This is a genomic window from Sulfuriflexus mobilis (assembly GCF_003967195.1).
In the GTDB taxonomy this organism is placed as follows: Bacteria; Pseudomonadota; Gammaproteobacteria; order AKS1; family AKS1; genus Sulfuriflexus; species Sulfuriflexus mobilis.
This window is the reverse complement of record NZ_AP018725.1, coordinates 329,245-343,032: the sequence shown is the minus strand read 5'-3', so window position 1 is coordinate 343,032 and position 13,788 is coordinate 329,245. Positions and strand designations below refer to the sequence as shown.

At 53.3% G+C, this 13,788-nt stretch carries 12 protein-coding genes; 4 read left to right on the top strand and 8 right to left on the bottom strand.

Annotation, left to right across the window (positions count from 1 at the left end; genetic code table 11):
• The first annotated feature begins 45 nt into the window (after positions 1-45).
• On the top strand, positions 46-942 hold the full coding sequence (locus EL386_RS01705; RefSeq protein ID WP_126452667.1) for a phosphoribosylaminoimidazolesuccinocarboxamide synthase: 897 nt from the start codon (positions 46-48) through the stop codon (positions 940-942).
• Between the two features lie 579 nt (positions 943-1,521).
• Here EL386_RS01705 and EL386_RS01700 read toward each other — a convergent pair.
• Positions 1,522-2,526: a transporter gene (locus EL386_RS01700; RefSeq protein WP_126452665.1), complete on the bottom strand. Its 1,005-nt coding sequence runs from the start codon at positions 2,524-2,526 to the stop codon at positions 1,522-1,524.
• Between the two features lie 196 nt (positions 2,527-2,722).
• Between EL386_RS01700 and EL386_RS01695 the strand changes: the two genes are divergently transcribed.
• The 3 genes from EL386_RS01695 to EL386_RS01685 all read left to right on the top strand — a co-directional run bounded on the left by EL386_RS01695 (position 2,723) and on the right by EL386_RS01685 (position 5,373).
• Positions 2,723-3,988: an ATP-binding protein gene (locus EL386_RS01695; protein WP_126452663.1), complete on the top strand. Its 1,266-nt coding sequence runs from the start codon at positions 2,723-2,725 to the stop codon at positions 3,986-3,988.
• Between the two features lie 10 nt (positions 3,989-3,998).
• Entirely contained in the window at positions 3,999-4,541 is a 543-nt protein-coding gene (locus tag EL386_RS01690; protein ID WP_126452661.1) for a response regulator transcription factor, read from the top strand.
• 172 nt (positions 4,542-4,713) lie between these two features.
• Positions 4,714-5,373 (top strand): response regulator transcription factor, encoded by a 660-nt coding sequence (locus EL386_RS01685; RefSeq protein WP_126452659.1) that lies wholly within the window; start codon positions 4,714-4,716, stop codon positions 5,371-5,373.
• On the opposite strand, the gene EL386_RS01680 is transcribed toward EL386_RS01685, so the two are convergent.
• The 7 genes from EL386_RS01680 to gap form a co-directional block, all read right to left on the bottom strand.
• Positions 5,351-7,204: an ATP-binding response regulator gene (locus tag EL386_RS01680; protein ID WP_126452657.1), complete on the bottom strand. Its 1,854-nt coding sequence runs from the start codon at positions 7,202-7,204 to the stop codon at positions 5,351-5,353. The two genes, EL386_RS01685 and EL386_RS01680, sit on opposite strands and share 23 nt — an antisense overlap.
• Before the next feature lie 26 nt (positions 7,205-7,230).
• The gene (locus tag EL386_RS01675) at positions 7,231-7,842 is read right to left on the bottom strand and encodes a DUF2238 domain-containing protein (RefSeq protein ID WP_126452655.1); all 612 of its coding nucleotides are present in this window, start codon (positions 7,840-7,842) and stop codon (positions 7,231-7,233) included.
• Between the two features lie 3 nt (positions 7,843-7,845).
• Positions 7,846-8,508: an esterase/lipase family protein gene (locus EL386_RS01670; protein WP_126452653.1), complete on the bottom strand. Its 663-nt coding sequence runs from the start codon at positions 8,506-8,508 to the stop codon at positions 7,846-7,848.
• 219 nt (positions 8,509-8,727) lie between these two features.
• Positions 8,728-9,792, bottom strand: coding sequence for a class II fructose-bisphosphate aldolase (fba, locus tag EL386_RS01665; RefSeq protein ID WP_126452651.1), 1,065 nt, complete (start codon positions 9,790-9,792; stop codon positions 8,728-8,730).
• A 60-nt stretch (positions 9,793-9,852) separates the two neighbouring features.
• The gene (pyk, locus tag EL386_RS01660) at positions 9,853-11,301 is read right to left on the bottom strand and encodes a pyruvate kinase (RefSeq protein WP_126452649.1); all 1,449 of its coding nucleotides are present in this window, start codon (positions 11,299-11,301) and stop codon (positions 9,853-9,855) included.
• A 106-nt stretch (positions 11,302-11,407) separates the two neighbouring features.
• Positions 11,408-12,586, bottom strand: coding sequence for a phosphoglycerate kinase (locus EL386_RS01655; protein ID WP_126452647.1), 1,179 nt, complete (start codon positions 12,584-12,586; stop codon positions 11,408-11,410).
• Positions 12,587-12,749: 163 nt separating this feature from the next.
• Positions 12,750-13,754: a type I glyceraldehyde-3-phosphate dehydrogenase gene (gap, locus tag EL386_RS01650; RefSeq protein ID WP_126452644.1), complete on the bottom strand. Its 1,005-nt coding sequence runs from the start codon at positions 13,752-13,754 to the stop codon at positions 12,750-12,752.
• Positions 13,755-13,788 lie beyond the last annotated feature (34 nt).

Sequence of the window (13,788 nt, the reverse complement as noted above, 5' to 3'; positions counted from 1 at the left end):
GGCACAATCACGCCTTCATTCCTGAAACATAAGCAGAATTTCATCATGGCAGCGCCCCTTTACGAATCAAACCTGACCAGCCTGAAACTGATTAATCGCGGCAAGGTGCGCGATATTTATGATATCGATGACCAGCACATGCTGATCGTCACCACCGACCGTCTGTCGGCCTTTGATGTCATCATGAAAACGCCCATCCCGGACAAGGGCCGGGTATTAACCACGGTCTCGAACTTCTGGTTCGACTATCTTGCCGACATCGTACCGAACCATCTCGCCTCACGCACGCTCGACGAAGTACTGCCTGATGCCGGGGAGCGCGCCACCGTCGAAGGCCAGGCCACCGTCGTGCGCAAATTGCGCCCACTGCCCATCGAGGCCATTGTACGCGGTTATATTATCGGCTCCGGCTGGAAGGACTACCAGGCCAGCGGGGCCATTTGCGGCATTCGGCTACCCAAGGGCCTGCAACTGGCGGACAAGCTCGAGCAACCTATTTACACCCCGTCGAGCAAGGCCGCTATTGGCGACCACGACGAGAACATCGATTTTGATGCCACCGTCAAGCTGGTGGGTCGGGAGCTCGCCGAACAGGTCCGCGACGTCAGTCTGAAACTGTATACAAAGGCCCGTGATTACGCTGCCGAACGTGGCATCATCATCGCCGATACCAAGTTTGAGTTCGGCCTGGATGAGAATGATCAACTCGTGCTGATCGACGAGGCCTTGACGCCGGATTCCTCACGCTTCTGGCCAGCCGAGAGCTATACCCCGGGCAAGAGCCCTGAGAGTTATGACAAACAATACATCCGCGACTGGCTGGAGAGCCAGGACTGGGACAAGACCCCGCCGCCACCGACGATCCCCGACGAGGTCATCGCCAGGACCAGCGAGAAATACCGCGAGGCCTGCAAGAAGCTGACGGGTAAGGAGCTCGGCTAAAACACGCCGCAAACCGGTAGGGTGCGCTTTGCGCACCGCGCGAACGTTACGGCACGTCGTGCACTTTGTGGTTAATCCCTGTTCTCGCTGCTGGATGCCGGCCTGCACTTAGATCATCTTCGATGATCTCCCTAGAATTTCTACGAACTTCATCAGGGATTTCCTGATCTTGCCTCACAAGCTCTGGTCATTAAGTGCTTCCTGGACATTGTTCTGGTCGCGCCGGAATGACGGTGTTTTATTTTCTTCGATGTCCGTGGAGCTTTGGGTTTCTGTGTTTATGTAGGCTTTCTGGGCTTGCACATTCACCACTCATAGAACCCTTTCAGGGTTCATCATACGTACCCTACTCCTCCGGAGTCAGGGTAATCTCCGATGTCCGTGGGGCTTTGGGTTTCTGTGTTTATGTAGGCTTTCTGGGCTTGCACATTCACCACTCATAGAACCCTTTCAGGGTTCATTATGAGTACCCTACCCATCTCCGATGGGTCAGGGCAAAAAAAGGAGAGGCTCGCGGTGGCGGCCTCTCCATAAAAAGCACCCGAGAGGGTCGGGAGCTTGTCCGTTCTGTGTCTATCTCTAGAAGGCGTACTGCCAGCCTGCCATCAGGGTCAGGTCGGTTTCCAGTTGTGGGCCATCCAGCTTTTGGTAGACGGGCTTGCCCACTTCGAGGGCGATACGATGCCCCTTGAGGCCGCCGGAGCGTACATAGTAGTTAACACCAAGCAGGACATCGACCCGACTGCCGGCGCGTAAGTCGGGATCAGCGGTTGCGACCATCATCGGATTTAGATCCGGGTCGGCACCATCGATATCCCCCCACCGCTGAGCATCCAGGCGAACCGAGGTACTGAATGAATCCGACCACTTGCGTTGTAACCAGCCGCTCACTTCCAGCTTATCACCGAGCGTGTAGTCGTTATCGTTCTCACCGAGACGAATCGTGGCCAGGGCCTGCGCGCCCCAGGAAAGCTCAGCATTCTGTCCCAGGTAGGTAATGCCCGGCATCAGGTCATAGGTACCGGAACCAAGCTGCATGGGATAGGGTAATTTAGCATTGGCGGCGGCCGGGGTGTCGTCGCGCTCGTCAATGGAACCAGTGGGCACACTCAGGCCGAGGTTCAGGTGCACCTTGTTCCCACCATGGTTGTGTACCTGGTACAGGCCACTGAGCTTAATATCCCCAATCCCTTCAGCCTTAGTAGTGAATTCACGCCCCATGCGGGTAATATGCTTCATGGAGTTTTTCACATAGGGCAGCATGGCCATCAAGGTCAGGTTATCGTTCGGCGCATACATGGCACCGAACATATGCATGTCCATGTCCATTTCCAGTGGCGCCACCATGTAATCGGCCAGGACCTCGGCCGTGCTCAGGCGGTTGCTACCATCACGGTTGCCATCCATTGTCATCTGCATGTAACGATACGAGAACATGACCTCGCCGGTTTTGTGGGTATGATCGCCCATCACGCCAATCGGCGCATGCCCATCCGGCCGTGCGCCCTTCCATTCATGGGCATGGGCCAGGCTCAAACTGGCCAAGCCAGCCAGAAATAGCGTGCTGCTGATAATTCGTTTCATTCTATTCCCGATTTACTCACTGCTGGTATTTATGTTCTGCCAGCGATACTAGCGTCTGTCAGCGGCCGAGAACATGTGACATATTGTCGCACCCTTCATTAAATCAAAAACTTAGCGCATTACTCAGGCTTATTTCCCTTACCCGCCTCGGCCCGGCGCGCTAGAATATCCCCTTCGATTCCAGCATGCTGAACAGATGACCGACACAAAGCCCGCACATCGCCATGACCATGCCGAGAGACAAAATCTCAGGCGACTATTTACTCTCAGGATAATTACCGTCATCTGTTGGGGCGTGCTCATTTATGCCGTGGTCGCCTTCCTGGGCATGCCGATACCGGCCACCTCCATGTCGCTGGTGCTCATCGCCCTGGCGTTGTTCAATGTCTTTACCCGACTGCGCCTGACATGGGGTGGACCTGTCGGTCAACTGGAGTTCCTCTTGCAGCTTATGGTGGATGTGCTTGCCCTTAGCAGCCTGCTCTACCTTTCAGGTGGGGCCAGCAATCCGTTTGTACTGTTGTTCCTGCTACCGATTATTATCGCCACGGCCGTGTTGCCTGCGACCTATGTCTGGATCCTGACCCTGTTCACGGGGCTCTGTTACAGCCTGCTGATGTGGAAATATGTACCGCTGCCGCATATACACGGTGAGGAACACAGCTTTAGCCAACACGTGTTCGGTATGTGGCTGGCCTTTGTTGTTAGTGCTGCCGTGATCGCCTACTTCGTTGTCGGTATGCGCCGCAGCCTGCGCAGCAAGGATCAGGCACTGGCCGCGGCACGTGAGAAGCACCTGCGTGATGAACAACTCATTGTGCTGGGAACCCTGGCGGCGAGTACCGCGCATGAGCTGGGTACGCCATTGGGTACCATGGCCCTGCTCAGTGAGGAGTTAAGGGAAAGCATTGATGACCCGCAGACACAACGACTCGTCCATACCCTGAGAGAACAAATCAGCCGTTGCAAGAATGCCCTTGCCACCCTCTCGGCCTCAGCGGGTGGTGTCTCGCTTACGGGCGGGGGGATCCTGCCCGTGAAGAATTTTCTGCATGAGGTGTTAGAAGAATGGCAACAATCGCGCCCCTCTGTTCACATACATACAGACTGGCAGGGGCCTGAACCCGTCCCCGGCATACTGGCCGACCGCAGTCTGAGCCAGGCCTTGTGTAATATCCTCGATAACGCCGCCGATGCCTCACCTAATGAAGTGGAATGGCAGGCGCGCTGGGATGTGAACGGTCTGAGCATGGATATTAATGACCGTGGCAAGGGCCTAAGCGACCAGGCAGAACAGCTCATCGGCACTCAACCCTACAGTGAAAAAGGTGAAGGCATGGGGCTGGGGCTGTTTCTTGCCCATTCCATTATTACCCGCTTTGCCGGTGAGGTACGTCTTTTCAACCGTGAGGGTGGCGGCGTGACAACACGTATCCGGCTGCCCTTGTCGAAGACCGTGTAAGGTAGGGGATATGGAAACAGACCGTTCTGAAAGTATCCTGCTGGTCGATGACGACGAGGCCTTTCGTGATGCACTCGCCCGTGCCCTCGAACGACGTGACTTTATTGTGCATAAGGCCAATGACAGCCATAGTGCACTGAGCCTGGCCGCTCAATATACACCGGCACTCGGCATCATTGATTTATGCATCGGCGATGAATCGGGTCTACGGGTCATCGAGACGCTCAGCTCGCGTTATCCTGATATGCGTCTGATCGTATTGACCGGCTTTGCCAGCATCGCCACCGCGGTGGAGTCCATCAAACTTGGTGCCAGACATTATCTGACCAAGCCCGTCGAGGTCGATGCCATTATTGATGCCCTGTATCAGGACGAGGGTAATGCCGATATCAACGCCGCCCAACAACCCATGTCGGTAAAACGACTCGAGTGGGAACATATCCAGAAGATACTCGCTGAACATGATGGCAATATCTCAGCCGCCGCCCGCGCGCTGGGCATGCATCGCCGCAGCCTGCAGCGAAAACTGCAAAAAAGGCCCGTCCGCCAGTAAATGCTCTTGTTTCTGTCTGGCACTTTAGTGCTGAACCCCGCCCGGCCCGGCCAGATAAAATTCACCCAATGGTATGAGTTATTCCCTAAGTCTCCGATGTTACAATTCCCCTAGCGAAATGGCTAAAACCCGCTAACCGCCTGCACTAGCTTTACGCAGGGCAGGAGAACCTATGCATATACTGATTATTGACGATCACCAGCTATTTATAGATGGTCTTCGACATGTATTGGTACAGGCCATTGATGCGTTAGCCATTACCGAGGCACATAACGCCGATGAGGCCCTGCAGTCACTCGAAGACAAACCTGACTTTGACCTGATCCTGCTGGACCTGAGCTTGCCTGGGCTTGACGGGATTGACCTGTTAAAGGCCATTATGTCGCGTAAATTATGGATACCGATTGCCGTACTTTCGGCACAGGAAGATGTGCGTATCATTAAGCAGGCCATTGATGCGGGGGCACTCGGTTTTATCCCAAAGTCTCACAATAGCCTGTCACTGACCAATGCCCTGAAAAAAATCCTCAACGGCGAGATATACCTCCCGGAAGAACTTCGCCAACGGGTCGCAAAAATCAGCCACCAGCGGGCAGAAGAGTCCACGGCCGGCTTCAGTCGTTATAGTCTGACCAGACGCCAGTTTGAGGTACTCGGCCTGCTCGCCAAGGGTTACTCCAACAAGGATATTGCCAAGAGCCTTTACCTGACAGAAAACACGGTCAAGTCTCATATCAGTGCTATTTTCCAGGCATTGGAGGTAAGCAACCGTATCGCCTGTATCCGCTGCGCCGAAGAGAACGGCCTGCTTATTGGTGCAGCAGCTGATTAAATACCATGCGCAGTTGCACCGGCTTTACGGGTTTGTGTAACAGGGTATAACCCCTTCGATCGGCCTGCTTGAAGATATCCTTTTCAGTATCACCTGTAATAAGTACACCCGGGATAGTTTCGCCATAGACCTGCTTGATTTCCTTAATGGCCTGAATGCCTGTTTTGTTTTCTGCCAGACGATAGTCACTGATGATCATGTCTGGTGTTTGTGAGGTTGTCTCAAGCATAGTCAACACCGACTCAGCCGATTCAGCTGCAACGACCTTGCAACCCCAGCCCTGCAAGACTGTTTGCATACCATCAAGAATCGATTTCTCATCATCAATGACGACGACAAGCTTACCATCCAGCATCCATGAACCCGCACCAGCCTCTTTAATATCGACTTCCACATCTTCGGCTCGTGCAGCGGGAATCATCAGCTTAAATATTGCCCCGTCATTCAGTCGAGAATCAAAGAGCAATTCATGCTCGAGCAAGCCACACAGACGACGGACTATTGCCAAGCCCAGACCCAGGCCTTGCTCCCGATCACGTCCCGGATTGTGCAATTGATGATACTCGTCAAAGATTCGCTCATGCTCTTCTTCTGGCACACCCTTGCCACTGTCTTCAATACAAATCTGGACTCCCTCTTGCCTCTGTCTTGCAGTAATACTTACCTTGCCCTCATTGGTGTACTTAATGGCATTATCGAGAAGATTTCTCAGTATCCGGTTCAGGAGCAATTTGTCTGTCCTGACCAGCAGGTCATCCACATCATAAATAAACACCAGACCTTTTCTCTCCGCCTGGACTGAAAATTCCGTTTCCAGTTTGTCAGTGATCTCTCTCAGATAAAAAGCACAGACATTAATATCCACAGTGCCCGCATCCAGTTTGGATATATCCAGCAATGCCGTCAGTAAGGTATTCAAGGCATCGACCGAATTAGTGATCTTTTCCAATATTTCTTTTCGCTCGCCATCATTTCGGGATGAAGACAGTGCATCCAGAAACAAACCCAGGGCATGTAATGGTTGGCGTAGGTCATGACTGCTGGCGGCAAGAAAACGCGACTTGGAGATATTGGCTGTTTCGGCGGCCTGCCTGAGTTTCGTATCGACTTCTGCACGTTTCTCCAACTCGGCCAGCAATTCAATATTTTCAAATCGCAGCTCAATCGAATCAGTAATGGTCCTTTGTATGTTGCGTGAATACGCCAGCTGGATAACCAGGAACCCTATAACCGCCAGCCCCAGTATCTGGTTATTGGTGAATTCATCTGTCAACAGCACGACAATGAGGGGGGTAATTGCAGGTACCGCATAGAGAATAAAGGTTTGTGAATAGGACGCCAGCGATGTCACGGAACCGACGATCATGCCGCCGATGACCAGCAGTAGCAGGGAATTCAGATATAATTCCGTCGATGAATACAAAAGATAGCCTCCTGCCCCCCACAGACAACCGGAGAACAGCGCACCTGTCATAAAATACCGACCCCATCGGGGTGAATCTTCAATGCTCGGGCGGGGAAAATAATACTTCCATAATAATACTGTCCGTAACACAGTGAGAATACAAATCGCTGCAAACCAGCTTAGTAATACTCCCGGGGTCTTATATTGCCAATAGAAACTCAGCAGTACCGTAGCAATAATAATATTTGCCAACAGCATCAGATAGGCCTGACGGTAAAGGAGCCGGATCTGTTCTGCGCGGATATAGGCCATACGCCCATTTACCAGGCCGCTACTTGCAATGGCACCATCCAGTGAATAAATGCGCCCCCCTTGCGCGTCAATCGGTACAAAGAAATCTGTTAGCCCCTGGATTATTTTTTTCATTATTTCATCCCCATGCCTACATAGGGTTACCTGACTAGCCGCGCCAGCTGCCGATCATGTACGCGACTGAGTAACAGCAATGCCACGATGGCACCGAGCAGGGCCGTGAACATGTCGGCCTGCGTATCCCAGACATAACCCTGCATACCGAGGAAGGCCTCGGCGGCCTCTTCCGAGGTGGTGGCCACGGCCCACTCAAACATCTCGTAGAGGGCGCTGATCGCCAGGCAAATACTGACGATAATAAATGCCAGCCAGGCCTTGCCCGCAACCACGTGCTTACGCAGCAGTATTTCCCGGGCAATAATGGCCGGGACAAACCCCTGGGCAAAGTGGCCCAGCTTGTCATAGTTATTGCGTTCAAGCCCCAGCACATCAGGGAAGTCATTGAAGAATGGCACTTCTGCATAGGTATAGTGACCGCCTACCATGAGGATTATGCTATGCAACAATATCAGCACATAGACCAATGTTGTCAGCGGGAAACTTGTCCTCGTATAGATGAGCACCGGCAAGGCCAGCATCGCCGGAGATACCTCCAGTAACCAGATCACCTGATCCCTGGGATTGATCCCTGACCAGATAAGCACACTGAAGAAGATCCCAAGCCAGATGATTTTTTTGTAGCCTATACGCATTTTTCAGGCCTTTATCTTTTTATCTCTGTCGAAGCTGCCATGCTGTAGAAAATACACCACCTGCTTCATCACCGCCATGCTGTTCATAATAAAGGTGTGGCCGGTATTAACGACAAGAAAATCCACCATTTCATCCAGTTGACTACGTTCAACAGAAACCTTGCCATCATTTGCACCGGGAAACAGCTTTTCAAACCAAGGGTCTGAACTGCGATCACCCGTTATAATCCCCACCTCTTCTTCAACCGTTTTCAGTCTGTTCGGCAGGCTGTCATCATCGGTCCCGAGCACCTGTCCGGCCGGACCCAGCATCACCTGATATAACCAACGGCTTTTCATGGCATCTGTCACTTCACTGCCCTTATTGGGCGGGCTTAGCATGACGATACGACTGCCTTTTGGCAGGCGATGTCCCTGCAAGTAATAACGGCTAATGATACCGCCCAGAGAATGGGTGACGAGATGGATACGTTCCGCACCTTTGGCCTTGCACTTGGCGATAGCAGGCGCAAGGTATTTGTCACTCAGACGCTCAATCGTTTGACGTGTGGAAGGGTAACCCACATTGAGCGTAGCAAAACCCTGCTTGCGCAACCTCGCGGCCAACAGGGCCATCGACAGGCGTGAACGCCCCATACCATGCAAAAGGATAACCGACTCTTTCATACAACTCTATGTATCACAGACCTGTAACAATAAAAAACCCCATAAGTGTTAGTAAGGTAAAACAACTGACACTAAGAAAACCCTCATAAGTGTCAGTAAGGTAAAACAACTGACACTAAAAAAAACCCTCATAAGTGTCAGTAAGGTAAAACAACTGACACTAAAAAAAGGGGCGTACCGAAGTACGCCCCTTTGTATTCACTCGTATGAGCAGTCGACTTACTTGACCTTCTGCGCGAGCTCACCCTTGGCATACTTCTGGAACATGACTTCCATGCTCAGGGGCTTGATCTTGGAGGCGTGACCGGCACAACCGAAGGCTTCGTAACGGGCCTTACAGATGTCCTTCATAGCCGCAGTAGAGGCCTTGAGGAACTTGCGTGGGTCGAAGTTTGACGGGTTTTCGCTCAGGAACTTGCGAACCGCGCCGGTGCTGGCCATACGCAGGTCGGTATCAATGTTGACCTTGCGCACGCCGTTCTTGATACCTTCAAGGATTTCTTCAACCGGCACACCATAGGTCTGGCCCATGTCACCACCGTAGTTGTTGATGATTTCCAGCCAGTCCTGCGGCACAGATGAAGAACCATGCATCACCAGGTGGGTGTTAGGCAGACGCGAGTGGATTTCCTTAATGCGGTCGATACGCAGGATGTCACCAGTCGGTTCCTTGGTGAACTTGTAGGCACCGTGTGAGGTACCGATGGCGATCGCCAGGGCATCAACACCGGTAGCCTTAACAAAGTCAGCCGCTTCTTCAACACCGGTCAGCAGCTGGTCCATGTCCAGCTTGCCTTCGGCACCGTGGCCATCTTCTTCACCCATTTCACCGGTTTCCAGTGAACCCAGGCAACCCAGTTCACCCTCAACGGAAACACCACCGGCGTGGGCCATCTTCACGACTTCCTTGGTCACTTCAACATTGTACTCGAAGCTGGCCGGGGTCTTCATGTCGGCCATCAGGGAACCGTCCATCATCACCGAGGTGAAGCCGGACTGGATAGAACGCAGACAAACCGCTGGCTCTGAACCATGGTCCTGGTGCATGACAACCGGGATGTGCGGGTACATTTCGGTGGCGGCAGTGATCAGGTGACGCAGGAAAGGTTCGCCTGCATAAGAACGGGCACCGGCTGAACCTTGCATGATAACCGGGCTATCACACTCATCCGCAGCCTGCATGATGGCATGCACCTGCTCCATGTTGTTAACGTTGAATGCTGGCATACCGAAATCGTTTTCGGCTGCGTAGTCCAGCAGTTGTCGCATTGATATCAGGGCCATGTGGACCTCCTGTAATTTATCGTTACTGTGTTACTGAAAAAAAACTTCTTGTTAAAGCCATCAGGTTTCTTCTGGTACTTCCATATCACCGACGCGTACGACCTTCATCGCGTTGGTGCCACCAAGCTTACCCATCAAATCACCCTTGGTGATAATCACCAGGTCACCGTCGCGTACCGCGCCACGTCGAACGAGTTCATCAATGGCCTCTTTGTTCACCACCGCATGGTCATTACTGGTCGTTTCAAAACTCACCGGGTAGACACCACGATAGAGTGTGACCTTACGCCGCGTCTGCACATGACTGGTCAGGGCATAAATCGGGATACCGGAACTGATCCGTGACATCCACAAGGCCGTCGAGCCAGACTCCGTCAAGGCGGCAATCGCCTTCACACCGAGGTGATTGGCGGTGTACATACTCGCCATGGCCACGGCTTCATCGATATGTTCGAATTCCGTGTTGATACGGTGATCAGAGTGGGTCACCGCGCGCTGTTTCTCAACGCCGAGACAGATACGGTGCATGGCCGCGATGACCTTGTCCGGGTATTTGCCCACGGCGGTCTCGGCAGACAACATCACCGCATCGGTGCCGTCAAGCACCGCATTGGCGACGTCGAAGACCTCGGCACGGGTCGGGATCGGGCTTTCGATCATCGACTCCATCATCTGCGTGGCCGTGATAACAACACGGTTCATCTCGCGGGCCAGGGAAATCATGCGCTTCTGTACGGGTGGCAGGGCCTCGTCACCGATCTCAACACCCAGGTCACCACGGGCGACCATGATGGCATCACTGGCCTCGATGATCTCTTCGAGCTTATCGAGTGCCTCGGCACGTTCAACCTTGGCGATAATGCCGCCTTCGCCACCGGCCGCGCGCAGCAAACGGCGAGCCTCGTTAACATCCTCGGCGTTACGGACAAAAGACACGGCCAGGTAATCGGCCTTGATGTCTGCAGCGGAAAGGATGTCTGCACGGTCCTTATCGGTCAGCGCGGGGGCTGAAAGACCGCCACCCTGCTTATTAATGCCTTTGCGGTCAGAGAGCTCTCCACCCTGGGTGACGCGGCAGCGGACCTCCGTGCCTTCGACCTCTTCTACCCACAGCAGGATGCGACCATCATTGAGTAACAGGGTATCACCGCGGCCAACATCGTTCGGCAATTCCTTGTAGGCAATACCGACACGCTCCTGGTTGCCCTGGTTCGGGTCATGTGCGGAATCAAGGATGAAGTTGTCACCATCGGTCAGCTCGATCTTACCGTTGGCAAAACGTTCGATGCGAATCTTCGGGCCCTGCAGATCAATGATAACGCCGATCTGACGACCGTGAGCACGCGCCCGATTACGTGCTGTCTTGGCACGTTCTTTATGCACTTCGTGGGCATCGTGAGAGAAATTCAGACGTGCCACATCCATGCCGGCTTCAATCATCCGGTCGAGGACCTTGGGGTCATCTGAGCGTGGGCCTAATGTGGCCACAATTTTGGTTCTTCTGTTCATTACCTTCTTTCAAATGTCTTGGGCTGCTTAGGCAGCACTTCAGGGTACTACAATTCGCCCTGCATGACAGCGGCTAGCCCTTGCTAGCCACCCGAGTATTGCCCACTTATTTGGCGCGCTCTTCCAGCATCGCCACGGCTGGCAGGATCTTGCCCTCGAGATACTCGAGGAAGGCACCACCCGCGGTCGAGATGTAAGACACCTTATCGTAAATATCGTACTTCTGGATCGCGGCAATCGTGTCACCGCCACCGGCCAGACTGAAGCCGTCAGCATTGGCGATGGCCATGGAAACCGTCTTGGTGCCCGCGCCAAACTGGTCGAATTCAAACACGCCCACCGGGCCGTTCCAGATAATGGTACCGGCCTTGCTGATAATGTCGGCCAGTTCCTGGGCAGATTTCGGGCCGATATCAAAAATCATATCATCGTCCTCGACCTCTTCCGGTGTTTTCAGGACTGCCGGCTCGTTTTCGTCAAACTTCTTGCCGCAAACAACGTCGACCGCGATCGGGATATTGGCGCCACGTTCCTTCATTTTCTTAATCAGGTCCTTGGCCGTATCAACGAGGTCATCTTCGCAGAGTGACTTGCCGACATTGTGACCCATGGCCTTGAGGAAGGTATTGGCGATGCCGCCCCCGACCACGAGCTGGTCAACCTTCTCAGACAGGGCCTCGAGCACGGTCAGTTTGGTAGAGACCTTGGAGCCACCGACAATGGCTACCATTGGGCGGGCCGGGTTGGCCAGTGCCTTCTCAAGACAGTCCAGTTCGTTGGCAAGCAACAGTCCGGCACAGGCGGTCGGCGCAAACTTGCCGACACCATGAGTAGAGGCCTGGGCGCGGTGTGCGGTACCGAAGGCATCCATGACAAAGACGTCACACAGTGCCGCATACTTCTTCGCCAGTGCCTCGTCGTCTTTTTTCTCGCCGGCATTGAAACGCACGTTTTCCAGCAGCACACACTCACCGGCGGCGACATCGAAACCACCGCCCAGGTAATCCTTGATCAGGCGCACTTCCTTGCCCAGCTTGGTCGACATATCCGCAGCGATCGGCGCCATGGAATTTTCTTCATCGGCCTTGCCTTCTTCCGGGCGACCACGGTGCGACATGACCATGACCGAGGCACCGGCCTGCATGCAGTGTTCAATGGTTGGCATGGAGGCCGCAATACGCGCATCCGAAGTAACCTTGCCATCTTTAACCGGTACGTTCAGGTCGGCGCGAATCAATACCCGCTTGCCGGCCAGGTCCAGATCAGTCAGCTTGATAAAAGACATCTTGTAACTCCTAAATAATTTTTAAAAACTGTTTGGTAAGCGTGCCTGAATTAATAGCAGACGGACTTAACAAATAATTTTCTTTTGTTAATCAACCAGCCCGAACCCCCGTATAGATTGGGTCGGGCTGGCGATCAATTCAAACTTCGCAAATAAGCGTCGCTTATTTTGATACGTGCTTGACGAAGCGCAGCATGTTACAGGTGTAGCCGTACTCGTTGTCGTACCAGGAAACCAGCTTGACGAACGTTCCATCCAGGGCAATGCCGGCTTCTGAATCGAAGATGGATGAGTTGCCACAACCACGGAAATCCGTAGAAACAACCTTCTCGTCGGTGTAACCCAGGGTTTCACTCATTGGGCCAGACTCAGAAGCGGCCTTCATGGCAGCACAGATGTCTGCGTAGGAAGCTTCTTTTTCCAGTTCAACGGTCAGGTCAACCACAGACACGTCAGACGTTGGCACGCGGAAGGCCATACCTGTCAGTTTGCCGTTCAGTTCCGGCAGAACCACACCCACGGCCTTGGCCGCACCGGTTGATGAAGGGATGATGTTTTCCAGAATACCGCGACCACCGCGCCAGTCTTTCTGTGAAGGACCGTCTACCGTCTTCTGCGTGGCAGTGGCAGCGTGAACCGTCGTCATCAGACCACGCTTGATGCCCCACTTGTCATTCAGGACCTTGGCAACAGGTGCCAGACAGTTGGTGGTACAAGACGCCGCAGAAACGATGGCCTGACCGGCGTAGCTGTCGTGGTTGACACCGTGCACAAACATTGGTGTGCCGTCTTTTGAAGGTGCAGACATGACAACCTTCTTGGCGCCGGCGTCGATATGCTTCTGACAAGTTTCTTCGGTCAGGAAGAAACCGGTACATTCGATCACCAGATCGGCACCAATGTCGTTCCACTTCAGATCCGCCGGGTCACGTTCTGCTGTCAGGCGGATGGTCTTGCCATCAACCACCAGGTTGTTACCACTAACAGAAACGTCACCACCGAAACGACCGTGTACTGAATCATACTTCAGCATGTAGGCCAGGTAATCAGCGTCCAGCAGGTCGTTAATACCGACAACTTCGATATCGCCAGAAAAATCCTTGGCGATAGCACGGAAGGCCATACGACCGATTCGGCCGAAACCGTTAATACCGACTTTTATAGTCATGTGATTATTCCCCTTACTCTTTTATTTACTAATA

Excerpts from the sequence above, each read along its gene's own strand:
- EL386_RS01690 (WP_126452661.1), top strand. The coding sequence starts at position 3,999 with ATGGAAACAGACCGTTCTGAAAGTATCCTGCTGGTCGATGACGACGAG.
- EL386_RS01705 (WP_126452667.1), top strand. The coding sequence starts at position 46 with ATGGCAGCGCCCCTTTACGAATCAAACCTGACCAGCCTGAAACTGATT.
- EL386_RS01700 (WP_126452665.1), bottom strand. The coding sequence starts at position 2,526 with ATGAAACGAATTATCAGCAGCACGCTATTTCTGGCTGGCTTGGCCAGT.
- pyk (WP_126452649.1), bottom strand. The coding sequence starts at position 11,301 with ATGAACAGAAGAACCAAAATTGTGGCCACATTAGGCCCACGCTCAGAT.
- fba (WP_126452651.1), bottom strand. The coding sequence starts at position 9,792 with ATGGCCCTGATATCAATGCGACAACTGCTGGACTACGCAGCCGAAAAC.
- EL386_RS01670 (WP_126452653.1), bottom strand. The coding sequence starts at position 8,508 with ATGAAAGAGTCGGTTATCCTTTTGCATGGTATGGGGCGTTCACGCCTG.
- EL386_RS01685 (WP_126452659.1), top strand. The coding sequence starts at position 4,714 with ATGCATATACTGATTATTGACGATCACCAGCTATTTATAGATGGTCTT.
- EL386_RS01655 (WP_126452647.1), bottom strand. The coding sequence starts at position 12,586 with ATGTCTTTTATCAAGCTGACTGATCTGGACCTGGCCGGCAAGCGGGTA.
- EL386_RS01680 (WP_126452657.1), bottom strand. The coding sequence starts at position 7,204 with ATGAAAAAAATAATCCAGGGGCTAACAGATTTCTTTGTACCGATTGAC.
- gap (WP_126452644.1), bottom strand. The coding sequence starts at position 13,754 with ATGACTATAAAAGTCGGTATTAACGGTTTCGGCCGAATCGGTCGTATG.
- EL386_RS01675 (WP_126452655.1), bottom strand. The coding sequence starts at position 7,842 with ATGCGTATAGGCTACAAAAAAATCATCTGGCTTGGGATCTTCTTCAGT.
- EL386_RS01695 (WP_126452663.1), top strand. The coding sequence starts at position 2,723 with ATGACCGACACAAAGCCCGCACATCGCCATGACCATGCCGAGAGACAA.